The following is a 22,547-nucleotide window of genomic DNA, read 5'->3' as shown; positions in this document are numbered from 1 at the left end:
GCTTTTTGTTCTTATATTCTTTTCAGAGGCTCATAAAGCCAAGCGGTTCTCCCGTGTCAAGGTTTACTATTCTTATTTCCCTGTTTCTCGTGTCCAAGAACGCTACGCTTTTTACTCCCGTGACGTATCCGCAAACTTCACCTGGGTTAAGAACTATGCTCCTTCCGGTTTCCCTTATCTCATATTTATGGGTATGCCCCCTTATTACAACGTCGTAAAGCTGGCTTCTTATAAATGCCTCGACTATCTTCTCGTTCGTGCCGTGCAGAAGGACGATTTTAAGGCCATCTGCTTCCAGCTCGAGTATCTCATCCTCTATGTCAATTGCCCTTTTGAGACCTTCTCTTTCTCCATCATTGTTTCCGAAGACCCCTTTTAAGGGTGCATTTAGCTTTGAAAGTTCTTTTTTGACGAAAGGTGCTACATAATCACCTGCATGGAGAACAAGGTCAACCTTTTCCTTGTTGAATAACTCAACAGCCTTTGCTATAGCCGGAAGGTTATCATGTGTGTCACTCATTATCCCTATCAGCATTTTTACTCACCTCTCTATACTTAGGGTGTGAATTTATAGTTTTTATCTTCGTGGGCTAAAGCTTAATAAGTCAGGTCATCAACAATCTATGCGAGGAGAGGGTGAAAGGTAATGCTGGTTGGCAGGGCATTGATCCCGGTTAAGGTGTTAAAATCATTTGGTAGCTGGAAAGTGGGGGATACGCTGTTAGTTGAGGATTGGAAGGCTAAAGAACTATGGGAGAGCGGCATAGTTGAGATTATAGATGAGAGCGAGAAGATTATCCGTGAGCTTGAGAACGTTATAAACGAAGAGAAAAACAGCGAGCCCATAACGGCTATTCCAGAAGGGCTGTATGAGAGGGCGGAATTCTATATCTACTACCTTGAGAACTACGTAAGAAATAGACCAGACGTTGATGTAGAAGTTCTAAATGCCAAAATGACCAAGCTTTCCAATTTAAAGAGAAAGTACCAGTACCTCAAGAGGCTTCGCTTCAGTAAAATAATCAATGCGATAATATTCAGACCCGGCAGCTTAGAAATCCTAAGCAGACTATCGTTGGAGGAAAGGAGAATATATCTCCAAATATCTCAACTTAGAAATGAGTGGCTGGGTGAGAAGTAATGGATAAAGAGGAGATGATTGAGAGGTTTGTTAAATTCATCCGGGAGTACACCGATGATAATGGGAATAAGGTTTACTTAGATGAAATAAGAGACGTGCTGACCGTTATACCTAGAAGACATATTGCAATAAACTGGGAGCATTTAAACGCCTTTGATCCCGAACTTGCGGGAGAGCTTATAGATAATCCTGAAGAAGTCATCTTGGCAGCTGAGGATGCTATTCAAATAGTCCTTCAGGAGGACTTTTTCAGAAAAGAGCCCCTTCCAATTCACGCCCGCTTCTATGGTTTGCCAAAGAGCTATCTTGTGAAAGAGCTTGGGAGTGAGCACATAAACAAATTCATCCAGGTCGAGGGGATAATAACAAGAATGACCGAGGTTAAGCCCTTTGTTTCCAGAGCGGTTTACATCTGCAAGGACTGCGGGCATGAGATGGTAAGGCTCCAAAAGCCGTATGCAGCGTTAGTAAAGCCCAACAAGTGTGAAGCCTGCGGAAGCAGGAACATTGAGCTTGATGTTGACAAGAGCACTTTTCTTAACTTTCAGAGCTTTAGACTTCAAGACAGGCCTGAGAGCCTTAAAGGTGGGCAAATGCCACGTTTTGTTGACGTGATTTTGCTTGATGACCTTGTAGATATCGCTCTTCCAGGAGATAGGGTCATTATAACTGGAATTTTGAGGGTTGTTCTGGAGCAAAAGGACAAGAGACCGATATTTAGGAAAATAATAGAGGCGAACTACGTAGAGCAGCTAAGCAAAGAGATAGAAGAGCTTGAAATAACCCCAGAGGATGAGCAGAAGATTAAAGAGCTTGCAAAAAGGAAGGACATTGTCGATGTTATAGTTGATTCGATTGCTCCGGCTATTTACGGCATGAGAAAGGAAAAACTTGGCATTGCTCTTGCTTTATTTGGTGGCAACACAAAGCAACTCCCTGATGGGACAAGACTAAGAGGAGAAAGCCACGTTTTGCTCGTTGGAGACCCAGGTGTTGCTAAGTGCGTTGATTATCACACGAAGGTTCTCCTCGCCGATGGAAGCTTGAGAGAGATTGGTGAAGTAATCGAAGAGGCTATTGAGAGAGCCAAGGCGGAAGGGAAGCTTGGAAGGGTTGATGATGGCTTCTATGCACCTATTGATCTCGAACTTTATGCCCTCGATGCGAAAACGTTGAAGGTCAAGAAGGCCAGAGCAAACATCGCTTGGAAGAGAACAGCTCCGGAGAGGATGTTCAGGATAAAGACCGCGAGCAGGCGTGAGATCCGTGTAACTCCAACCCACCCGTTCTTTACCTTTGAAAACGGGCAGTTCAAGACGAGGAAGGCGAAAGAGCTTAGAGTGGGCGACTTTATAGCCGTGCCGAGGAAAGAAAATGAACCAAAAATAGTTCCCAAAACAGAAGATGAACACCTCAGGAAACTTCTTGAAGAGTCAGACATCTTCTGGGACAGGGTAGCGGAGATTGAAGAGTACAAGCCAGAGCACGAGTGGGTCTATGACCTTCAGGTCCCAGAGCACCACAACTTCATCGCCAACGACATTTTTGTCCACAACAGCCAGCTCCTCCGTTATGTGGCGAATTTAGCGCCAAGGGCGATTTATACAAGTGGTAAGAGTTCAAGCGCCGCGGGGCTTACCGCTGCCGCTGTGCGCGACGAGCTCACCGGCTCGTGGGTTTTAGAAGCTGGAGTACTTGTCTTGGCCGATATGGGAGTAGCATGTATAGATGAGATTGATAAGATGAGCGACAGGGATAGGAGCTCTATCCACGAGGCTCTTGAGCAGCAGAGCTATCACCACGACTTCGAGATCCTCCTTGCGGATGGCAGGAAGGTGAAAATAGGCGAGCTGGTGGATTCACTCATTGAAGCCAACCGCGATAAAGTAATTCTCGGCAAGAACACGGAGATCCTGCCGGTTGATGACATAGAGCTACTCGCCTACGACCTTGAAAGTAAAGAAATAGTTAGGGTCAAGGCTGACCGCGTGAGCAGACATAAGGCCCCGGAGAAGTTTATAAGGCTGAAGTTCTCGAACGGCAGGGAAATAACCGTAACACCGGAGCACCCGATTATGGTCTGGGAGAACGGAAAAATCAGGAAGAAACCTGCTGAAAAAATCAGGCCCGATGACCTCGCACTTGCGGTTAGGCGCTACCCCCAAATGGGAGGGAAGAACCTCGACGAACCAACAGCGAAGTTCCTTGGCTTCCTCCTCTCGGAGGGGTTCACCTATGCCAATCCATCAAACGGCTACTACGAGGTTGGATTCACAAACACTGACAAGAGAATTGTTGAGGAATTTAAAGGAGTTCTCAAGAAACTTGGCGTCAAATACGATATCCAAACAAGGGAAAGGCCAGGTGAAAAGAAGCTCTACACAGTTCGGACAATTTCAAAAGACTTTTACCTAAAACTCAAGGAGGAGTTTCCGGAGGTATTTCCTGAGAAGAGCAATGAACGGCCAGCTCGGAGAAAGAGACTTCCAACAAAAATCCTGGGAGCTGATGAGAGGGCAAAGAAAGCCTTCCTCAATGCTTTCTTCAAAGGAGACGGATTCGTCGATAAATACAGGGTTGGCTTCACGACATCATCAAAGGCGATGGCAGAGGATCTCCAGGACGTCTTGCTAAGCCTTGGCATATACTCGTACATCTTTGAGGAGAGGCGTGGAAAGACTACTTACTACAAGGTCATTGTGAGCGGTACGGAGGATATTGAGCGCTTTGCCGAGATTGTTGGCGATGACCCCAGGATAACAAGGATAGAACAGCTTATCAAGACCTCCCGGAGGAAGCGCAACTACCGCGATGTTATCCCTACAGAAGTTCTTGAGGAGCTAAGAGCGGTTCTCAATTCACTCCACATAAATGATGGTGGTCTAACAAACAACATAAAAGCGGGACAAAACGCGAACAGGGAGAGAGTGCAGGAATACGTAAAGAAGGCAGAGGAAAAGATTGCCGAACTCAAAGGTGCGATTGAAAGAAGAGATGTTGAAAGGATAAGAGGTTTCGTAACGGTGAGAGAATTGTCCAAAAGAATAAACATTCCCTATTCAACCGTGCTCTACAGACTCAAACGTAAACATGAGGAAACCGTTAAAGCACTGATTGAACTCGCGAACGAAAAACTGAGAAAAGCTGAGAAAAAACTTGGAGAGATTAAGGCTATTGTCGAAGGCAACCTGCGCTTCCTCAGAGTTACAAAAATCGAGGAACTGCCTAATGACCGCTGGAAATGGGTCTACGATGTAACCGTCGAGCCATATCATCTCTTTGTCTCCCACGGACTGGTTCTCCACAACACAGTAAGCATTTCAAAAGCGGGAATTACGGCAACGTTAAACGCAAGGACGACGGTTATAGCAGCCGCAAATCCAAAGTATGGAAGGTTCAACAGAATGAAGCCCCTCCCAGAGCAAGTTGATTTGCCCCCAACTCTTTTAAGCAGGTTTGATCTTATCTTTGTTCTTCTCGATGAGCCAGATGAAAAACTAGATGCAGAGATAGCTGAGCATATACTCAATGTTAGGAAAGGTGAAGCAGAAGCCGTTGCCCCGAAAATACCTCCTGACCTTCTCAAAAAGTATATCGCTTACGCTAGGAAGAACATTAAGCCTGTGCTCAGTAAAGAAGCCATGGAAGAAATTAAGCGCTACTACGTCAAGATGAGAAAAACAATAGGAAGAGGCGGCAGTGATGATGGAGTCAAACCAATTCCAATTACCGCAAGACAGCTTGAGGCTCTCATAAGGCTCAGTGAAGCGCATGCAAAAATGAGGCTGAGTGAAATAGTTACAAAAGAAGATGCTAGGGCGGCTATTGAGCTTATGGAATACACTCTAAGAAAGACCGCGATGGACGAGGAAGGAAACATAGACGTCAGCATCTTGGAGGTCGGAAAATCATCAAAGAAGATCAATAAGATGGATAGAATCCTCAGCATAATAAAGGAGCTCCAAGACCTGGAAGACTACGGGGCTCCAAGGGAAGAAATAATAAAAGAGGCAAGCAAACATGGAATTGGAAAGAGCGAGGTTGAGAAGATACTGGAAGAGCTTAAAGCCAATTCAATGATATACGAACCGCGGTCAGGCTATTACAAAGTCTTGTGAAAAGGTTAATAAGGTGAAGTTAGAACCTATAGCGAGGTGAGAAAAATGGAGTACGATTATTATGATTACGAGAAGCTTTTGGAGAAAGCTTATGAAGAACTTCCAGAGAATGTCAAGCATCATGAATCAAGATTTGAGGTTCCTGCTGCTGCCGTAACAATTGAAGGCAACAAAACAATAATCGAGAACTTTAGGGACATTGCTGAAGCTATGAACAGAGATCCAAATCACCTGCTTAAGTTTATCTTGAGGGAAGTTGCTACGGCAGGTGTTTTAGAGGGAAGGAGAGTAATCCTTCAGGGACGCTTTACGCCATATCTCATAGCCAACAAAATGAAGAAGTACCTCAAAGAGTACGTTATCTGTCCCGTATGTGGTTCACCAGATACAAAGATTGTCAAGAAAGAGCGCTTCCACTTCTTGAAGTGTGAAGCCTGTGGTGCTGAAACCCCAATAGCTCATCTCTGAATCTTTTTCCATATTTCATCCTTTTTATTCTGTGTGCATGTATCCTTCTGGGCATTTTATAGCCATGAAAATCCTTTTAAAGGGGTTTACAAACTACAAATTAGTTAACCAATGGTTATGGGGGAAACTCTTATGAGCATGGAGGAGAAAGTGAAGGAACTCTATGAAAAGAAAGAGAGGATTCTCAAAATGGGTGGAGAAGACAAAATAGCAAAGCAGCATGAAAAAGGGAAACTCACAGCAAGAGAAAGAATCGAGAAACTCCTTGACCCGGGAAGCTTTGTGGAAATAGGAATGTTCGTTAAGCACCGCGGGACAGAGTTTGGCCTTGATAAGATGGAACTGCCTGCGGATGGAGTAATAACGGGATATGGAACCATCGATGGCAGATTGGTTTTCGTTTATGCTCAGGATTTCACTGTTATGGGTGGTTCTCTTGGAGAAATGCACGCGGCAAAGATAAAGCGCATCATGGAGCTGGCTTTAGAAGCTGGAGCTCCAGTGATAGGACTCAACGATTCCGGTGGAGCAAGAATTCAAGAGGGTGTTGACGCGCTCAAGGGCTATGGTGAAATCTTTAAAATGAACACAATTCTCAGCGGTGTTGTCCCGCAAATTACAGCTATCATGGGTCCATGTGCAGGTGGAGCAGTTTACAGCCCAGCAATAGGTGATTTCATTCTCATGGTTGACAACCCTGCAAGCTTCATGTTTATCACAGGTCCCCAGGTGGTAAAGGCAGTTACTGGAGTTGAAGTCTCTCCAATTCAGCTCGGTGGCGCAATGGTTCACGCTCAAAAGAGCGGACAAGCCCATTTAATAGGCAAGAGCGATGAGGAAGTTTTAATGCTCATAAGAAGACTACTAAGCTACCTACCATCAAACAACATGGAAAAGCCACCAAGGTACCCAACCAACGATCCACCCTTCAGAAAGAGCGATAGGCTCTATGAGATAGTCCCAGACGATCCCAACAAGGGTTATGACGTTAGGCAGGTTATCTACGAGATAGTGGACAGAGACGCTAACGGAAACCCAGACTTCCTCGAAATACTTCCGTACTTCGCTCCAAATGCCGTCGTCGGATTTGGAAGAATGAACGGTCAAACTGTTGGAATTGTAGCAAACAACCCAATTCACCTTGCGGGAGTTCTTGACATAGACAGCTCCGATAAGATAGCAAGGTTTGTTAGAACCTGTGATGCCTTCAACATTCCAATAGTAACGCTCGTTGATGTTCCCGGTTATCTCCCGGGAGTCCAGCAAGAATATGGAGGAATCATAAGGCACGGTGCAAAGGTGCTTTACGCTTATTCAGAAGCAACTGTTCCAATGGTTACGGTCATTTTAAGAAAGGCCTATGGTGGAGCCTACTTGGCAATGGGTTCAAAGCACCTTGGAGCAGACTTCGTGTTCGCTTGGCCGACAGCTGAGATAGCTGTTATGGGACCAGAAGGAGCAGCAAACATCATCTTTAGGAAAGAAATCGCCAGTGCAGAAGACCCAGAAAAAGTCAGACAAGAGAAGATTAGAGAGTATAGAGAGAAATTTGCCAACCCATACGTTGCTGCAAGCAGGGGTTACATTGATGACGTGATTGACCCAGCAGAAACGAGAGGAAAGATAATCATGGCGTTAGAGGCATTGGAAAGCAAGCGCGTGAAGCTTCCACCAAAGAAGCATGGAAACATTCCACTGTGAGGTGCAAAAAAATGGTCACGTGGGAGTTCTTTCTTGAGGGCCTTTATATTACTATTTTAGGTGTTACAGTAGTTTTCCTAGTGCTTTCAATACTAGCCCTGGCAATGTACGGGATCGGCTATCTTGAGAGGGCATTAATCGAAAGGGCAAAACCTGCTGAAGCTGCTCCTAAACCAAAAGAAGAGAAGGTAGAAGTAAAAGTTGAAGAGAAGCCTTCAATTGAACCAAAGAAGCTTGCAGTAATTACAGCCGCGATTTTGGCTTACATAGCAGAAAAGAATGCCCAACTTAGGCCTTTGCCATTTAAGAAAAAGCCTTCCGATGCCTGGCGTTTGTATGGTATCCAATCCCAACTTGAAGAAGTTGAGAATTTCAATTATGAAATGGGGGCATGGTGATAATGAAAGGTAAAGTTAAGGTCATCGTTGATGGAGTTCCTTATGAGGTTGAAGTTGAAGAACTTGGTGGGGGAAAATTCAAAGTCAGCTTTGAAGGAGAGAGCTATGAAGTTGAAGCGAAAGACCTTGGAATTCCAATGGAAGCACTTCAAGCGCCTGCTCAACAAGTGCCAGCTCAACCTGTGAGTGTGTCTTCTGTTTCATCTCCTTCTGTTTCGGCTTCAACTCCTTCGGCGCCTGTTGAAGCAGCGGCTCCGGCACCGGCGGCTGGTGAGAATGTGGTCACTGCGCCCATGCCTGGCAAAGTATTGAGGATTCTTGTGAGGGAGGGTGAGCAGGTTAAGGTTGGTCAGGGGTTGCTTGTTTTAGAGGCTATGAAGATGGAGAATGAGATTCCTTCGCCGAAGGATGGTGTTGTGAAGAAGATCCTCGTGAAAGAAGGCGACACCGTTGATACAGGCCAACCACTAATAGAACTTGGGTGATGGAGAATGGGGCTTGAACAGGCAATACTTGACTTTTTCGCTAACATAGGTCTCTTCCATTTAACGGTAGGAAACGTAATAATGATACTTGTCGGGTTTATCCTAATATACCTAGCTATAAGGTATGAGATGGAGCCTCTGCTGCTGCTCCCAATTGGAATAAGTGCGGTGCTAGTAAACCTCCCGTTGACTGGCATTTTAAGCGCTGACCCACACCACCCAGGGCTGTTTTACCTAATAAAGCACTATCTCATTGACACGGAAGTCGTTCCATTGTTAATCTTCTTTGGTCTCGGTGCAATGACGGACTTTGGCCCAATGATTGCTGATCCAAAGACTGCTTTGCTTGGTGCTGCTGCACAGATTGGTGTTTTCATTGCAATGCTTACTGCAGTTGCATTGGGCTTTAACCTTCAAGAAGCGGCTTCTATCGGTATCATAGGCGGTGCCGATGGTCCAACGACAATCTATTTGACTACCAAGCTCGCTCCTCATTTGCTCGGCGCAACTGCCGTCGCCGCTTACTCTTACATGAGCCTTGTTCCAATAATTCAGCCCCCTGTTATTAAGGCTTTAACGACTCCAGAAGAGAGGAAAATCAGAATGGAGCAACTAAGACCTGTTTCAAAGAGGGAAAAGATAATCTTCCCAATAGCCTCAATGATAATCATTGGGCTTCTTGTGCCTTCAGCAGCCCCGTTAGTTGGAATGCTCATGATTGGAAACCTCTTCAGAGAGAGTGGAGTTGTTGAAAGGCTCAGCAAAGCTGCCAGAGAAGAGCTCATGAACATTGTTACAATCTTCCTTGGTCTCGGTGTTGGATCAACAATGCAAGCAGAGAGCTTCTTAACCGTAAGCACAATAAAGATTCTCCTCCTTGGTGTCGTTGCTTTTGCTTCAGCCACAGCTGGTGGAGTGCTATTGGGCAAGCTCATGATGAAGCTCAGCGGTGGAAGGATAAACCCAATGATCGGTGCTGCTGGAGTTTCGGCAGTTCCAATGAGTGCCAGAGTTGTCCAAAAGATTGCTGCAAAAGAAGATCCCGGGAACTTTATATTAATGCACGCAATGGGTCCAAACGTCGCTGGTGTTATTGGAACAGCTGTAGTCGCTGGAGTTCTCCTCTCAGTACTTGGCTGATTTCTTCTTTCTTTATTTAGAATTTTCCTCTCAAGTTTGGGTTTTTGAATGCTCCTTATTTCTTAAAGAGAGAAGAGTAAAAAGGGTTAAGAATAAGGAAATCACATCATGTTGGGCATTCCACCCATTCCGCCGCCCATTTCTCCGTCTCCGCCTTTTCCTTCGCCTTTTGAGAGTTTTGCTGCTATGACGTCGTCAATCCTGAGTATCATTATTGCAACTTCACCTGCACTCTTTATTGCTTGCCTCTTAACTCTTGCTGGTTCAATTACGCCCCTCTCAAGCATATCAGCTGGCTCTCCCGCAAAGACGTCTACACCAATTGCTCTTCCTTTGTTCTTGTGCTCACTGATGGCTTTCACAAGAACATCTATTGTGTCAAGACCAGCATTTTCTGCGAGGGTCTTTGGAATGACTTTCAATGCGTCGGCAAAGGCCTCAACTGCAAGCTGTTCTTTTCCACCCACTTGCTTCGCATATTCGTCAAGCCTAATTGCAAGCTCAATTTCGGTTGCTCCTCCACCTGGTAAAATTGCACCATCTTCCATGACGTCTTTAACGACTTTGATTGCATCCTCTAAGGCTCTCTCAACCTCATCAACCACGTGCTCTGTTCCACCCCTGATGAGGATTGTCACTGCCTTTGGATTCTTACAGCCCTCGACAAAGATCATGTTCTCGCCAGCAACCTTCCTCTCCTCAACAAGCTCGGCATATCCGAGATCATCGCTTGTTAGGTCTTTGACGTTTGTGACGATCTTTGCACCTGTGGCCTTGGCGAGCTTCTCCATGTCGCTCTTCTTGACTCTTCTAACTGCTAAAATGCCGTGCTTTGCCAAGTAGTGTTGAGCAAGGTCATCAATACCCTTCTGGCAGAAGAGAACGTTTGCACCGGTTGCAGCTACTTGCTCCACCATCTCCTCGAGCATCTTCTCTTCTTGCTCAAGAAATGCATAGAGCTGGTCAGGGCTTGTAATGTTTATCTTTGCGTCTGTTTCAGTCTTCTTAACTTCAAGAGCATCGTTTATGAGGGCTATTTTTGCGTTTTCAACTTTCTTTGGCATCCTTGGGTGGACTCTTTCTTTATCGATGACAACACCCTTGATGAGCTGGGTGTCTCTTACGCTTCCACCCTCCTTCTTCTCAAGCTTGATGTTATCAATATCAACAACATATTTGCCATTAACTTTCTCAGCAACCTGCTTAACTGCATCAACGGCAAGCTTTGCCAAAAGCTCTTTGTGGCTTTCCGCGTTTTTACCAGTTATTGAAGTTGATGCTATTTTTGTGAGAATCTCTTCGTTGTCTGGCTCTACTGGGATTGCAATGCTGTCGATTATTTCTTGGGCCTTCTCAGCTGCAAGGGTGTAACCCTTAATGATTATGCTTGGGTGTATGTTCTGGTCTAAGAGCTCCTCAGCCTTTGCCAAAAGCTCACCTGCGATAACAACTGCTGATGTAGTTCCATCTCCAGCTTCCTTGTCTTGGGTCTTTGCGATTTCAATAATCATTTTGGCAGCTGGATGCTGAACATCGATTTGTTCCAAAATTGTTGCACCGTCGTTTGTGATTACTATGTCTCCAAGGCTGTCGACAAGCATTTTGTCCATACCTTTTGGACCAAGAGTAGTCCTTACGGTTTCTGCTATAACTCTAGCAGCCAAAATGTTCAATCTTTGGGCATCTCTTCCAACGTATCTTTGAGTGCCCTCTGGAAGAATAACAACCGGTTGTCCTCCTTGTCCTACCATCATTTCGAATTCCTCCTTTGTTTAAACACTAGCCTTTCGTTAGTGCTCTATAAAAATATTTCTATTTAAAAGGCTAGATTTTACACATTTTATAGAATAAATGTCAATAAACCTCAGAATGTATTGAACAAATTACAAAAAACTAATTGCAAAAGATTCTTAAGGTTGATCTTCCTTAAGATTTCCTATGGAAGGCTACAAAACAATCAGAGGCTTTGGAAAAGTTGAGAAACTCTATGTGGACTCACTTTTCATAGGCTATGCAATTCCAGTAAACTCAGAAAAAGAGGCTAAAGAGTTCATTAAGAAGGTTAAAGAAGCACATGCAGATGCAACACACAACGTTTCTGCCTATAGGGTGAGGGAAGGAAATACTCTTCTAAGCTATTACGATGACGACGGAGAGCCAAGGGGGAGTGCCGGAAAGCCGGTTTTTTAAAGTTCTTGAATATAAAGGTTTGGAAAACGTTGTGGTTGTTGTGACGAGGTATTTTGGCGGAACTAAGCTTGGATATGGAGGATTAATAAAGGCATACAGCGAAACAGCAAGCGAAGCCCTTGAAAAGGCAGGAATAATTGAAATCGTCAAAAAAGAGCATATTGAAATTGTTTTCCCGTACAACCTCTACAATGTGATTGAAAAGGCCATTGAAAAATTTGAAGCGGAGGTTCTTGAGAGGGATTTTAGTGTCGAAGTCAGGTTTGTAGTTGGTATCATACCGGAACAAAAGGATGAGTTTGTAAACTATGTCATTGAAGTGACCAAGGGGAGAGCAAAAATAAGGGAATTCTTGGACTGGGAGAAGAGAATTGGCAAGAAAAGAGGTTAATCATCTTTCTAAAACTTTTATCAGTTCTTTCTTGTCCGGTTTTTTAATAATTCCAAGCTCTAAAGCGTGCTGGAGGATGAATTCTGGGACTTCATCATTAAAAAATCCCCTTATCCCCGTTTGGGGTATGTAAAATGCATAAACTCTCGTTGCTCTATCGCCGCATCTCCCCCTTGCGACCATAAATCCCTTTTCAGCGTTTACTCTAACAATCTCCCACGAAAAGGTCTCAGCTAAAGCAAAAAATGCCTCAAATAGCTTAGCTTTAGCCTCTTTCAGAGCTTTGTTTACAGCCTGCCTTGAAATTCCAAGGCTTTCTGCTATTTCTATTTCTCTCATCCCCTTGGCCCTCATTGTCCAAATCCTCTCCATACTTTCTGGGAGTCTAATCATTGCTCAGAACCTCCATAATTGCTTTTATGGCTTTTTCCACTTTATCTCTGGGAGCATTGGAAGTTAGGAGATACTTTCCTTTTCTTGTTTTTAGAACAATGTAGTCTTGGATGTCCATATCGTATACCGTCCAAAGAGCTATCATACCTAAGACCACTACTATCGGAATTGAATCAACTGCACGAACCTTAAACCCCAGAAGAAGTGCACTAACAATGAATATGAAACCTGCTGTGAGGAGTTTATGCCGTGTTTTTCCGGGAGGTATTGCTAAAGAAATCAGCACAGAGCTTGAGATGACAATCATTCCGAGGGCTCCAAAATAATATCCGGGCAGAAGGTTATCTGGGAACGTAAAATAACGGTACAAGACATAGATAAGCATGCCCATGTAAGTTGCTCCAATTCCCGGAAAATATCTTAAAAGAACACCCTTTTCCAGTCTGTTTAAAACTAAAACCTCTTCAATATCTTCGGCTTTGAGCTTTATGGGTAACAGTCCAAAGCCGTATCTCAGAATTAAGGTACCATTTTTAATTTCAGCTGATACACCCCATGAAGCAAAAATAAGAACCCATGCAATGATCCACATCCTCCAAGATAAGAGTTCCATACCCCCTATCATAAAGACAAAGGCCAGAATAGCAATTAACAATGGGACTCCTCCAAAGTTTGAAGGTCTAATCCCCTTCAGTTTCATTTTCAACACCCCTAAACAGCTTGATAGCTTTTTTACCATCCGGACATCCTATTACAATAACACCTCTTCTCTCTGTATTGACAATTATATAATCAAATCTTGTGTAAACAATGAGGAACACAAGGAATGTAATCCCAAGAAAAATTCCAACAACGGGACTTATACCAACTAATACACAAAATATGGGGAGTAACAACACGATGCCTAGAAAAATCTTCCCAAAGTTTTCCCAAATTGTATAAAGTGGAATGAAGAAGTATAGAAAATAAACAACATACATAACGAAAATCCAAAGAAAAAGGAGGGGAAATTCCTTCCATGGTGCTTTTATGAGAGCTATAAAAAATAGCAATATCATAAAGGCCGCGTTCTTCCAAGCGTATCTAAATAATTTAACGCCCTTAAGTTCATTCGCAAGCATAACTTCTTTGATTTCTTCAAAAGGTATTTTAACACTCCAAAAAGGATACTTTAAGATAAGCATATTTTCTTTAATTTCTACGCTCTTTCCCGTAGATAGTACAAAAAGAGTAATTGCGCTAAAAACGAGCTCCGGGGCATAGTCTCGAAGAATTAATCCTGCGATCATTAAAGAAAAGCCTAATGTGGCAAGAACTATCGAAGGTCCGGAAGGTGTTACAGGCCATGCTCCCTCAACTTTCATCAAGCTCACCATCGCGTTTTTGTCAACCTATGTAAGTTGACAAAGTATTTAAAATTTTCGTTAAATGCCAAGACAATAGCTTGCAAGAACAAAATGCAGGGGGTACTGTGAAGATTAAAGGCGTTAAAAGGCTTAAGAAGGTCTCAGAGACAATTTCAGAATATAAATTGGGAGATATCAAATAGAGAACAGAGCATTCTTTAGATGATATCCTCAAAAACAAAGATGAAAAGCTTAAATACGGCATGAAAAAAACTTGAAGAATAGAAGTGGGTGAAGATTATGAAGCTGATAAAGCAGGGAGCAGAGGCGAAGATATATCTCGCGAGCTTTGAAGAACTGTACTTCCCATTTAATGAGGAAAAGGTTATCATAAAGCATCGCATCCCAAAGCGCTACCGTATAAAGGAGATCGATGAAAAGCTTAGAAAAGAGAGAACAGTCAGAGAAGCAAGAATTCTCCACAGGGCAAAGGAGTTCGGCGTTAACGTTCCTTATGTGTATGAAGTTGACCTAAAAGATATGAAGATAGTCATGGAGTACATCGAGGGCGAGAGACTTAAGGAATACCTCGAGGCAATCTCCATGGAGGAAAGGTTGAAGCTCTGCAGAGAAATCGGCAAGCAGATGGGCAAGCTCCATGAGGCCGGAATAGTGCATGGTGACTTGACAACATCAAATATGATTCTCAGAGGGGGCAAAATCTACTTCATTGACTTTGGCCTTGCTGAATTCGATTCATCCCTTGAGGCTCAAGGCGTTGACCTCCATCTCCTCAGGAGGGCCATGGAGAGCACGCACTACAAGTGGTTCGAGAAAGGGTTTGAAGAGGTTTTAAATGGCTATGAGGAGATTAGAGGCTCTGAGAAGAGGAAAGAAGTTGAAGCAAAGTTAGACGAAATCGAGAGCCGCGGCAGATACAGGGAGAGGAGCTGGGTTAAAGGCTAAATAAGACGTTTGAGGGCGGCAATAACAGAACTCGTCTAAAAATAAAAAGGGAGTTCTGGAGTTGTGCATCGTCAATCGACTTTTACCATCCAAATCCATCCAACACGAGCAGTGTCAGAGTCAGAGATATGGAGGGGATTGGCAAACGTAACCTCATAATCTGTCTCAACAATGCTATGCCACTGGCCATCTTTGAGTGCACTTTCGCTTACACTTGCCACTGATGCCACTCTTGTCTGAAAAGAGTACATCCCTGAATTGGAATACATATCAAAGTTGAGCCCCCATTTGACTCTCTCTTCCCCTCCATCCACAGCTACATACATGCCATAACTTGGAACCACAACTACTATGGGTAATGAGACACCTCCATATCCAATTGACAGTGTGTAAGTCGCTGAACCATCCAAAGGGGTTCCCGGTTCAACCACCTCAAGGCCAAAGTCTGAGTCAGGATAGAGACTAGGTTCCAGCTTCCATTTATGATATATGTTTCCTTCGTAGTTCCTATAGGGCAAGTAATCGGAATTACCCCATTCATTTCTTAGCTCATATCCGGGATCGCTCCGGTAATAAGCTCCCGTTCCATACTGATCGCCTGCCACCATAAAATATTCCCTGTTTGGGTCATTATCATCCCAAAGCCCCCAGTAGTAAGCCTTTGCATAGACATTTCCATAAGGAGGGTCAAAGACTTCATCTTTTATGGAACCAAAGTTGTGCCAGTATGGCTCTGTTGTGCCTTGGGCAAGTACAGTTTCTGATCCATCGTTTCTTACAGCTTTTACAGCGTACCCCTTGGGAACCCCGATAGGACGTTCTGCTTTTATATCTGGAGCTCTTTGGAAAGGTTCTTTTGCCCAGTTTCTCAAGTTCTCGTGAATTTTAGTAATGTTTGCGGCTCTGCTCCTCACTCTTTGAATTTTGATCTCCACTGTGCCATCTTGATGTATCTTTATCCCATATCCGATTATCTTGCTGCCAGGGGTTTCAATGGGGATTGCATACATTTTATACCCGCTTTTACCCAACTTCATTATCTCATCCATTTTTTGAGAAATCAGAGATGGTGTTAAGGGATTTTTCGGAGTACCGTAGAGCAGAAACGCCGTATGGTTCTGGAAGTTTAGCAGCTCTACTTGGACGTTGTTTTCTTCTCCTAATTCGGGAATGTCGCTGTTCTGTTCTGCTATAACAAAGAATAGACTCCCGAGGAGCACCCCAACCATAAACCATGCTACTTTTTGTTGCACTTAACCACCCCACGACTCTCGCAATACTTTGCCATCAAGTACTTAAAACTTTTTCCATGCAAATTTTACACACTATCAAAAATAGTAAGCAAAAAGCGTAGGATAACAGGAATTAAAAACCTTCAAAAAACATTATTCATGTCTAAAACCCCTCTTGAGAGCCAAAATCATCAGAGATGGCAGCACAATAAAAGCCGGCCCGCAGATTCCTTCCTTTCTGCATTCCGGCCAATGAGTAAAGAAGTCCTCCTCCACAAAAACTTCTAATGTCCCATCTCCAGTAATTTTGAAAATGTAAAAAACCTTCAGATTCTTTCCATCATAGAAGAACACGGGAAATGGCTTCAAACTTGATGTGTTTAGGAGTTTGGCTTCCCCCTCCTCTTTTCCAAAAAGAACCACCTTGCTGTAATCATGCTGTCCTGGGGTGACGTTCCAAATCCCCCGATAGACTGCGGGGTAAAATATGACTCCACTATCAAGGAACACACCCTCTAAGTACTTTATCGTAAAGTTGGCATTAAAATAAGGCTCTAACTCTTTAACGGGAATAACATATGTTCGTGAACCATTGGAGAAAATCACGGCATTATTTTTTAACACTCCCTTAACGGGTGCAGTTGTTGGGCTTCTCTGCTCCTCTGTGTAATTTCCCACTCCTAAATAATCAATGCAATTTCCATCAAAGCGCCACACAAGAGAGGAGAACGGGGCTTTCTGTTCAAAAAAGACCATGATCCATGCATTATCTTGACGGTAAAACAGGGGGTGGGATGAAATCCCCGAGAATTTGGGTGAGGAGTTGTTCAGGAAAGGGTCAACAAAGTACATATTACTTCCATCAAAATAAAAAGGGAAATAATACCAGACGACTGGGCTAAGATAACAGTGGAATGGTTTTTCTTCGAGAGTGTAGTTCCAGAAGTCCTCGCAAACAGGCCCCAAATGTGTAGGCCACTGGGTTGAAGTGTATGTGACAAGTAGGAATGCGTTTTTTCCGTCACTATAAACTTCCGTATATGCAGAAAATCCATCTCCTAATCCGACCTGATAAACAATGCCCGCTGAAGCAAAGCTCGCCAAGGAGGAGAAGATTAAAAAGGCAATGAAAACATGCTTAAACTTAGACATACCGCTCCCCCCAAGTTGTTCTGGCAATAGCTCTCCATCTCGTCAATAACCCTCAAGTCCGTGCTGAAGTAATAAGCCCTATAGTTTGATGCTCTACCCTCACCATCCAAAGCTGTTAAGTAATCAAAACCTCTGTCTTTAAAGTCCCGTACTGTTGCTTCCCTGCTCCCAACCATCATTCTTGACTCATAATTCGAGCCACTCCACTTAAACCACCATAAGGCAAAAGTCGCCATCTTATCACTCCCAATTTTTATAATACTCTGTCCACAGAATCACTTAAAACTTTCTCTATACAATTTGCACACTATTAAAAAGTAGTAAACAAAAACTGTAATGAAATCAAGGGGCTTACTTTAGCTGTGGCATTGTCCCTTAAATCTATTTAAGACTCTCTCAAAAATTTCTTTCTCCTTTCCGCGCTTTTTCTTTGCAAGCCTCTCCACAATAAGCTCTGGAGTGCTTTTTCCAAGTTTTCCAAACTTGGGCTGTCTGTCTACTATTAAGTTGAGGTTCTCATCTAGTCCTTGAGCCTCTATCCCGTCAACTCTCGCGAATGGGAGCTCCCTTCTTAAGTCCTCCCCCAGGTGCGAGACAACCACAACATAAAAGCCCTTCTCGTATGCTATCTTCAGGAGCTCTCCAATTATCTTTACAGCAGCACCTGGCTCTGTTATTGCCTCAAACTCGTCTATGAGGATCAGCTTTTTGCCCTCTTTTGTGAGGGAACGGGCAAAGGATTTTAAAGCGGTTTCAAAGGCTCCGGCTCCGTAGGAAGAGCGCTTTCTCTTAAAGAAGAACAGCTCATCCAGAGGCTCAACCCAAGCTTTTTCTGCTGGGACGGGAAGGCCCATATGGGCGAGGATGGCTATTTGGGCGATAAGCTCAAGCAGGGAAGTTTTACCACCGCTGTTTGCTCCTGTAAGAATGACAATTCTTTCTCCTTTCGTGCCGTCAAGGTTCACAATATCCCCAACAACGTAGCTGACTGGCTGGGGATTCTCTATAAACAAATGCCTTCCTTTTATGAAGCCAATTCCACCGGTGCTAATCTCTGGAAAGACAAAGCCTTCGGTAAACTCCTTTACAGCCCTCAGAAATTCCAGCTCGTAAGCCCTCTGGAGCTCTTCTTTGAGCCTCGGAAGCAGATGCCTTATCTTTCTCAAAATTTCCCGGCTTATTAAATAGCTCTCGACTTTCGTTTCTTTTTCAAGCTCTGCCCTCAGAAATTCAATAACTTCCCCAGAAACCTCCACTGGATACAGATTTTCCCTTGAGAATACCTCTGCATCAACGTTAAGTAATTCAGCCAAACGTTCCTCGCTTTTTCGTATTTCCTCCAGGATTTCATTCTCAACCTGTGAAAAATGTGTGAATATTGCCTGATAGTTTCCTTCCTTTAGTTCCTTTAAGAATTCTAAGAGCTCCTTTCCGCTCAGGGTTAAGCTGAACTCTTTTAGTTTTTCTTCGATTTTTGAATTTAGCCTCTGCTCTTCTCTCCGGATTATCTCATCAAGGTTATCTATGAGCTCTCTCCTTTTTGCGACTCCTTCAAACTTTTTCAGTTCCCTTAAAATGTCCTCTGCAACAGAAGAAGCGCCCAAAAGCTTTCCTATCTCAGCCAAGGCTTTGAGAGTTTCTTGGTTTTCCCACAGGGGCATTATGTAAAGCTCTGGGGCTATCTCGCTGATAGAAAGCTCTACGTCCAGCCCATAACCAGTCGTGCTTAGTATTAAGTCGTAACCTTCTTCGGGCTCTAGAGAGACGTCGCAAATACCAAGGGCTTTTGCTTTCTCAAGCTCTTCTTCGCTAACCACAAGAAGCCTGTCGTGGAGGTAGTCTTTTCTAAATCTTATGGGCTTTATTTTTGAGAGAATGTACTTGAGTTCTGGTTCAATTTTCGGAAGAGTTTCCTTCAAATACCTCTGTCTCCTTAGTATTTCCTCTCTGTTGCTTGTTGGTGAAAATCTGTCAACATATGCCAAGCTCTCTCTGAGCTGGATTCTCTTTTTTATCTCATTTCTTATATTCTTGTAAATTTCCTTTGCTTCACTGTTGAGCTTCATCTCTTACTGAACCCCTCTTTAGGTTTTATAAATCCTACTCTTTTAATTTCTCAACTACCTTAATATCCTCAATCCTCGTGAAGGGATATTGCCCTTTTTCATCTTTTTCCACAGCTTTGACCATGTCCCATATCGTGAGAAGAGCAACAGTGACGCCAGTTAGCGCTTCCATCTCAACGCCGGTTTTGTAATAAGCCCTCACTTCACATGTTGCTTCAATGTAATCCTCCCCAAATTCAAATGAAATGTCAACGCCTGTAAGCGGTATCGGGTGGCAGAGGGGGATTAGCTCCCAGGTTCTTTTTACTGCCAAGATGCCGGCTATCTGTGCGGTGGCAATTACATTGCCTTTTTTTGTCTTTCCTTCTCGAATAAGTTTTATTGTCTCGGGTTTTAGTCTTATCCTACCCTTTGCAACGGCTTTTCTGAAAACTACGTCCTTGTGTCCTATTTCGATCATCTTCACGCCTTTTTCATCTACATGTGTTAGTTCCATTTTTTCACCCCTCTTATTATTCCAGAAAAGTATTTAAGCTTTAGAATATAAAATTACCTCGAAGTTCGAAGTATTTGGGTGATGAAAATGGAAGAATTTCTTCTTTCTACAACTGAGAATGTTCCGGGATATAGAGTAGTTAAAGTCCTTGGAATCGCAAGGGGAGCAACTGTTAGGGCAAAACACTTAGGAAAAGATATACTGGCCGGTTTAAGAAACATTGCAGGTGGAGAAGTTAAGGAATATACCGAGATGCTTGCGGAGGCTAGGGAGGTAGCACTCCAGAGGATGATTCAGCATGCAAAGGAAATGGGAGCCAACGGCATCATTGGAGTTAGGTTTATGACTTCAGCAGTTGCCTCCGGGGCAGCAGAGATTTTCGCCTATGGTACTGCCGTGATATTGGAAAAAGAGTGAATCTTTTTGTTTTTCCTTTTCTTTGATGGTATGATTGCTGCACGAGCTTTTCTTTCACTAAAATTTTGCAGAACTTAACAGCACGAGAACAAATAGGATGAAGTTCAATACAGACAGCAGAGCCAATATCTTGTTCATTAAGTTGGATTTATCGAACATCAGATCCTTGTGCCCCCATAATAGTATCCCAAGGAATACCGCAAAAGTTCCATGCTCTATGGAGGACGAGCTGAACGCAACTAGGAGACTTCCTGCGATTCCGGAGGCTATAACGGCGAGAAGTAAGGGCCTAACAATTATTCTTTTGATATTCACGTAAGTTGCAGCTAGCACCCCCAAGGAAAAATTAGAGACAAGCTAAAGACAGCTGTTTTTTCCACTTTTGTCACTCCGAGTCCTTCCTCTTATGAATATCTAACCACCACTTAAAATTTTCTTCTGCAATCATGATTTGTTTTAATGCTGCAACTACACATAAGAGTAATTATTTTAAACGGATCAATTGTTATTCAAGAACTGGTGATGAATGTGAAGGCTGTGAACGTTGCGGTGAAAGATTTCGAAGTCAATGTTAGAACAAGAAAATTCCAGATAATGGTGGCACTCTTTGTGGTGCTCTCTCTGGGGATGATATACAGTTCAAAGAAACTTGGAGTAAGTGCGGATTTATATAAAACGCCCTTCCAAATGTTTTTCCTTTCGGGCTTTTCCAATGCCTTCAATTACTCAATATCCTTGATGGGTGTTCTTTTGGGGGCTACCGCAATAAGTGGGGAGAAAGAAAGGGGAACCTTAAAGGTTATGGTCTCAAAGCCAGTGTACAGGGATCAGATACTCCTTGGGAAGCTTTTAGGGGGAGTTCTAACTCTCGGCTTATCCTTGGTGCTGTTCTATGTAATAACAGTGGCATTTGCGCTAGTTTTGGGTGTCCCGATTACTAAAAAAGATTTGTCAATGTTTTTGGTGACGTTTCCTTTCAGCTTGCTCTATGGAGTTGGCTTTCTAAGCTTGGGGCTTCTGATGTCAACCTTCATAGGTAAATCTAAAAACGCTACTGTGATGGCGGTTTTTGTGTTTATATTCTTCAGCTTTTTGCTTTCAGCAATTGCTGGTGTAGTGGCATTTGCTATCGTTGGGCTTCCCCCTATTCCCAATCTTCCTGAAAACGCAGCAAACCTAACTGAGGAGCAACTTGAAGAGATTATTATCAAAGATCCGGCTTACCAGCAGTGGTTGAGTGAAATAGTGGCAACTACTGAGAAAATACTCTATTTCTCTCCAAATTACCATTATGGAGAAATCATTAGGATACTCTTTGGTGGAAAACCCCAAATAAATGAGGTGGTTTCTTCATTAGCTTACGAAAGCAACGTGGTCGAGGAACGAAGCATAGCCGAGAGTTTAGGCATGGTTTGGGAAAACGTTCTGATACTGGTTATACTCGCCATTTTTCCCTTCTCCGTGTCATATACAAAATTTGCCAGGATGGAGATTAGATAGTTGACTCAAAGCGAGGGGGTGGTAGTATGAAGGCCATAGAAGTTGAGAATTTGACCAAAAGCTACAATAACTTCAAGGCAGTTGATAAATTGAGCTTTGAAGTTAACAGTGGGGAAATCTTTGGATTTTTAGGGCCGAATGGTGCTGGAAAAACGACTACTATCTTGAGCATGCTTGGGCTTATAATCCCTGATAAGGGGACCGTGAGAATACTTGGAAGCGATGTTTTCAGGGAACCGATAAAAGTCAAGGAGAAGATTGGTTTCTTGCCGGAGAATGCAACCCTTTATGAAGAGCTAACCGCATGGAGAAACCTGGAGTTCTTTGCCAACTTTTACAGCTTTTCCAAATCAGAAAAAGAAAAACGCATTGAGGAACTTTTAAAGCTCGTTGGACTGTGGGAGGTAAGATACAGAAAAGTTAAAACCTTCTCGAAGGGCATGAAACAGCGCCTCTTACTTGCTCAAGCATTGATAAATGACCCAGAAGTTTTAATCCTTGATGAACCTACGAGTGGCCTCGATCCCGAGGGGGCTTATCTCGTAAAGAGCATCGTTAGGGAAGAACGCAAAAAAGGAAAGACAGTGTTTTTCTCATCCCACATACTTAGCGAGGTGGAAGAGCTCAGCGATAGGGTGGGCATAATAGTCAAAGGGAAGCTCAGAGCATTGGGGACACTAGAAGAAATAAGGAAGGGGTTTATGGAGCTTGAGGGATATGCGATAAAGGTCGAGACAAAGCAGAAGCTTCCGCAAATCGAGCTGCCCGAAGCTATAAGGATAGAAAAGTTGAGTGAGAATAAGGCCATCATATTTGCGAAAGAAGACATAAGGGAACAGCTATCGGAGCTTCTTGCAAAGAAGGGAGCAACTATTGTAAGCCTTGAAGTTGAAGAGCCCAGTTTGGAGGATGTTTTCTTAAGGACTGTTTACAAGAGGAGGGACTGA

The 22,547-nt window shown here is 43.4% G+C and carries 24 protein-coding genes; 13 read left to right on the top strand and 11 right to left on the bottom strand.

All coding sequences use genetic code 11. The annotated features are described in order from the left end of the window. Positions 1-22 precede the first annotated feature (22 nt). Positions 23-535, bottom strand: coding sequence for a metallophosphoesterase (locus NF865_RS05075; protein ID WP_253305478.1), 513 nt, complete (start codon positions 533-535; stop codon positions 23-25). Between the two features lie 111 nt (positions 536-646). Here NF865_RS05075 and NF865_RS05070 point away from each other — a divergent pair, with 111 nt between their 5' ends. The 7 genes from NF865_RS05070 to NF865_RS05040 all read left to right on the top strand — a co-directional run bounded on the left by NF865_RS05070 (position 647) and on the right by NF865_RS05040 (position 9,451). Beyond that, entirely contained in the window at positions 647-1,141 is a 495-nt protein-coding gene (locus tag NF865_RS05070; RefSeq protein WP_253305477.1) for a hypothetical protein, read from the top strand. Next, complete coding sequence (locus NF865_RS05065; RefSeq protein ID WP_253305476.1) at positions 1,141-5,259, top strand: LAGLIDADG family homing endonuclease; 4,119 nt, start codon at positions 1,141-1,143, stop codon at positions 5,257-5,259. The genes NF865_RS05070 and NF865_RS05065 overlap by 1 nt, the downstream gene beginning before the upstream one ends. A gap of 45 nt (positions 5,260-5,304) precedes the next feature. After that, on the top strand, positions 5,305-5,727 hold the full coding sequence (locus NF865_RS05060; RefSeq protein ID WP_253305475.1) for a translation initiation factor IF-2 subunit beta: 423 nt from the start codon (positions 5,305-5,307) through the stop codon (positions 5,725-5,727). Between the two features lie 132 nt (positions 5,728-5,859). Beyond that, the gene (locus NF865_RS05055; protein WP_253305474.1) at positions 5,860-7,428 is read left to right on the top strand and encodes a carboxyl transferase domain-containing protein; all 1,569 of its coding nucleotides are present in this window, start codon (positions 5,860-5,862) and stop codon (positions 7,426-7,428) included. Between the two features lie 11 nt (positions 7,429-7,439). After that, the gene (locus NF865_RS05050; protein WP_253305473.1) at positions 7,440-7,826 is read left to right on the top strand and encodes an OadG family protein; all 387 of its coding nucleotides are present in this window, start codon (positions 7,440-7,442) and stop codon (positions 7,824-7,826) included. A 2-nt stretch (positions 7,827-7,828) separates the two neighbouring features. Next, positions 7,829-8,311, top strand: a complete 483-nt coding sequence (locus NF865_RS05045; protein WP_253305559.1) for an acetyl-CoA carboxylase biotin carboxyl carrier protein subunit — start codon at positions 7,829-7,831, stop codon at positions 8,309-8,311. A gap of 6 nt (positions 8,312-8,317) precedes the next feature. Then, positions 8,318-9,451 (top strand): sodium ion-translocating decarboxylase subunit beta, encoded by a 1,134-nt coding sequence (locus NF865_RS05040; protein WP_253305472.1) that lies wholly within the window; start codon positions 8,318-8,320, stop codon positions 9,449-9,451. Positions 9,452-9,552: 101 nt separating this feature from the next. On the opposite strand, the gene thsB is transcribed toward NF865_RS05040, so the two are convergent. Next, complete coding sequence (thsB, locus tag NF865_RS05035; protein ID WP_436317668.1) at positions 9,553-11,202, bottom strand: thermosome subunit beta; 1,650 nt, start codon at positions 11,200-11,202, stop codon at positions 9,553-9,555. Between the two features lie 187 nt (positions 11,203-11,389). Here thsB and NF865_RS05030 point away from each other — a divergent pair, with 187 nt between their 5' ends. Next, on the top strand, positions 11,390-11,641 hold the full coding sequence (locus tag NF865_RS05030) for a YigZ family protein (protein WP_253305470.1): 252 nt from the start codon (positions 11,390-11,392) through the stop codon (positions 11,639-11,641). A 40-nt stretch (positions 11,642-11,681) separates the two neighbouring features. After that, on the top strand, positions 11,682-12,032 hold the full coding sequence (locus tag NF865_RS05025; protein ID WP_253305469.1) for a YigZ family protein: 351 nt from the start codon (positions 11,682-11,684) through the stop codon (positions 12,030-12,032). On the opposite strand, the gene NF865_RS05020 is transcribed toward NF865_RS05025, so the two are convergent. From NF865_RS05020 to NF865_RS05010, 3 genes are read right to left on the bottom strand one after another with little or no spacing between them, the layout of a single operon-like run. Then, the gene (locus NF865_RS05020; RefSeq protein WP_253305468.1) at positions 12,033-12,425 is read right to left on the bottom strand and encodes a hypothetical protein; all 393 of its coding nucleotides are present in this window, start codon (positions 12,423-12,425) and stop codon (positions 12,033-12,035) included. It abuts the gene before it with no gap. After that, complete coding sequence (locus tag NF865_RS05015) at positions 12,418-13,125, bottom strand: hypothetical protein (RefSeq protein ID WP_253305467.1); 708 nt, start codon at positions 13,123-13,125, stop codon at positions 12,418-12,420. The genes NF865_RS05020 and NF865_RS05015 overlap by 8 nt, the downstream gene beginning before the upstream one ends. Beyond that, positions 13,106-13,789 (bottom strand): hypothetical protein, encoded by a 684-nt coding sequence (locus NF865_RS05010; protein WP_253305466.1) that lies wholly within the window; start codon positions 13,787-13,789, stop codon positions 13,106-13,108. The genes NF865_RS05015 and NF865_RS05010 overlap by 20 nt, the downstream gene beginning before the upstream one ends. A 282-nt stretch (positions 13,790-14,071) precedes the next feature. On the opposite strand from NF865_RS05010, the gene NF865_RS05005 reads away from it, so the two are divergent. After that, entirely contained in the window at positions 14,072-14,737 is a 666-nt protein-coding gene (locus tag NF865_RS05005; protein ID WP_253305465.1) for a Kae1-associated kinase Bud32, read from the top strand. 71 nt (positions 14,738-14,808) lie between these two features. Here NF865_RS05005 and NF865_RS05000 read toward each other — a convergent pair whose 3' ends face one another. The 5 genes from NF865_RS05000 to moaC all read right to left on the bottom strand — a co-directional run bounded on the left by NF865_RS05000 (position 14,809) and on the right by moaC (position 19,683). Then, positions 14,809-15,990 (bottom strand): hypothetical protein, encoded by a 1,182-nt coding sequence (locus NF865_RS05000; protein ID WP_253305464.1) that lies wholly within the window; start codon positions 15,988-15,990, stop codon positions 14,809-14,811. A 132-nt stretch (positions 15,991-16,122) separates the two neighbouring features. Then, entirely contained in the window at positions 16,123-17,121 is a 999-nt protein-coding gene (locus NF865_RS04995; protein ID WP_253305463.1) for a hypothetical protein, read from the bottom strand. Beyond that, positions 17,085-17,357, bottom strand: a complete 273-nt coding sequence (locus NF865_RS04990) for a hypothetical protein (RefSeq protein WP_253305462.1) — start codon at positions 17,355-17,357, stop codon at positions 17,085-17,087. Before NF865_RS04990 ends, NF865_RS04995 begins: the two co-directional genes overlap by 37 nt. Before the next feature lie 120 nt (positions 17,358-17,477). Then, positions 17,478-19,187 (bottom strand): MutS-related protein, encoded by a 1,710-nt coding sequence (locus tag NF865_RS04985; RefSeq protein WP_253305461.1) that lies wholly within the window; start codon positions 19,185-19,187, stop codon positions 17,478-17,480. Positions 19,188-19,221: 34 nt separating this feature from the next. After that, positions 19,222-19,683, bottom strand: a complete 462-nt coding sequence (gene moaC, locus NF865_RS04980) for a cyclic pyranopterin monophosphate synthase MoaC (protein ID WP_253305460.1) — start codon at positions 19,681-19,683, stop codon at positions 19,222-19,224. Positions 19,684-19,770: 87 nt separating this feature from the next. Here moaC and NF865_RS04975 point away from each other — a divergent pair, with 87 nt between their 5' ends. Then, the gene (locus tag NF865_RS04975; protein ID WP_253305459.1) at positions 19,771-20,100 is read left to right on the top strand and encodes a YbjQ family protein; all 330 of its coding nucleotides are present in this window, start codon (positions 19,771-19,773) and stop codon (positions 20,098-20,100) included. Between the two features lie 57 nt (positions 20,101-20,157). Here NF865_RS04975 and NF865_RS04970 read toward each other — a convergent pair whose 3' ends face one another. Further along, positions 20,158-20,433, bottom strand: coding sequence for a hypothetical protein (locus NF865_RS04970; RefSeq protein WP_253305458.1), 276 nt, complete (start codon positions 20,431-20,433; stop codon positions 20,158-20,160). Positions 20,434-20,628: 195 nt separating this feature from the next. Between NF865_RS04970 and NF865_RS04965 the strand changes: the two genes are divergently transcribed. Together NF865_RS04965 and NF865_RS04960 are read left to right on the top strand one after the other, a co-directional pair. Then, the gene (locus tag NF865_RS04965) at positions 20,629-21,600 is read left to right on the top strand and encodes an ABC transporter permease (RefSeq protein ID WP_436317666.1); all 972 of its coding nucleotides are present in this window, start codon (positions 20,629-20,631) and stop codon (positions 21,598-21,600) included. Positions 21,601-21,626: 26 nt separating this feature from the next. Then, a complete protein-coding gene (locus NF865_RS04960; RefSeq protein WP_253305457.1) occupies positions 21,627-22,547 on the top strand; it encodes an ABC transporter ATP-binding protein in 921 nt (306 codons plus the stop codon).

Source organism: Thermococcus aggregans (genome assembly GCF_024022995.1).
In the GTDB taxonomy this organism is placed as follows: domain Archaea; phylum Methanobacteriota_B; class Thermococci; order Thermococcales; family Thermococcaceae; genus Thermococcus_A; species Thermococcus_A aggregans.
Note: the sequence above shows the minus strand (reverse complement) of the source record. Positions and strands in the feature narration are given on the sequence as shown.

Coding starts and splice junctions, on each gene's coding strand:
- NF865_RS05075 (WP_253305478.1), bottom strand. CDS start 535: ATGCTGATAGGGATAATGAGTGACACACATGATAACCTTCCGGCTATA.
- NF865_RS05070 (WP_253305477.1), top strand. CDS start 647: ATGCTGGTTGGCAGGGCATTGATCCCGGTTAAGGTGTTAAAATCATTT.
- NF865_RS05065 (WP_253305476.1), top strand. CDS start 1,141: ATGGATAAAGAGGAGATGATTGAGAGGTTTGTTAAATTCATCCGGGAG.
- NF865_RS05060 (WP_253305475.1), top strand. CDS start 5,305: ATGGAGTACGATTATTATGATTACGAGAAGCTTTTGGAGAAAGCTTAT.
- NF865_RS05055 (WP_253305474.1), top strand. CDS start 5,860: ATGAGCATGGAGGAGAAAGTGAAGGAACTCTATGAAAAGAAAGAGAGG.
- NF865_RS05050 (WP_253305473.1), top strand. CDS start 7,440: ATGGTCACGTGGGAGTTCTTTCTTGAGGGCCTTTATATTACTATTTTA.
- NF865_RS05045 (WP_253305559.1), top strand. CDS start 7,829: ATGAAAGGTAAAGTTAAGGTCATCGTTGATGGAGTTCCTTATGAGGTT.
- NF865_RS05040 (WP_253305472.1), top strand. CDS start 8,318: ATGGGGCTTGAACAGGCAATACTTGACTTTTTCGCTAACATAGGTCTC.
- thsB (WP_436317668.1), bottom strand. CDS start 11,202: ATGGTAGGACAAGGAGGACAACCGGTTGTTATTCTTCCAGAGGGCACT.
- NF865_RS05030 (WP_253305470.1), top strand. CDS start 11,390: ATGGAAGGCTACAAAACAATCAGAGGCTTTGGAAAAGTTGAGAAACTC.
- NF865_RS05020 (WP_253305468.1), bottom strand. CDS start 12,425: ATGATTAGACTCCCAGAAAGTATGGAGAGGATTTGGACAATGAGGGCC.
- NF865_RS05015 (WP_253305467.1), bottom strand. CDS start 13,125: ATGAAACTGAAGGGGATTAGACCTTCAAACTTTGGAGGAGTCCCATTG.
- NF865_RS05010 (WP_253305466.1), bottom strand. CDS start 13,789: ATGAAAGTTGAGGGAGCATGGCCTGTAACACCTTCCGGACCTTCGATA.
- NF865_RS05005 (WP_253305465.1), top strand. CDS start 14,072: ATGAAGCTGATAAAGCAGGGAGCAGAGGCGAAGATATATCTCGCGAGC.
- NF865_RS04995 (WP_253305463.1), bottom strand. CDS start 17,121: ATGTCTAAGTTTAAGCATGTTTTCATTGCCTTTTTAATCTTCTCCTCC.
- NF865_RS04990 (WP_253305462.1), bottom strand. CDS start 17,357: ATGGCGACTTTTGCCTTATGGTGGTTTAAGTGGAGTGGCTCGAATTAT.
- NF865_RS04985 (WP_253305461.1), bottom strand. CDS start 19,187: ATGAAGCTCAACAGTGAAGCAAAGGAAATTTACAAGAATATAAGAAAT.
- moaC (WP_253305460.1), bottom strand. CDS start 19,683: ATGGAACTAACACATGTAGATGAAAAAGGCGTGAAGATGATCGAAATA.
- NF865_RS04975 (WP_253305459.1), top strand. CDS start 19,771: ATGGAAGAATTTCTTCTTTCTACAACTGAGAATGTTCCGGGATATAGA.
- NF865_RS04960 (WP_253305457.1), top strand. CDS start 21,627: ATGAAGGCCATAGAAGTTGAGAATTTGACCAAAAGCTACAATAACTTC.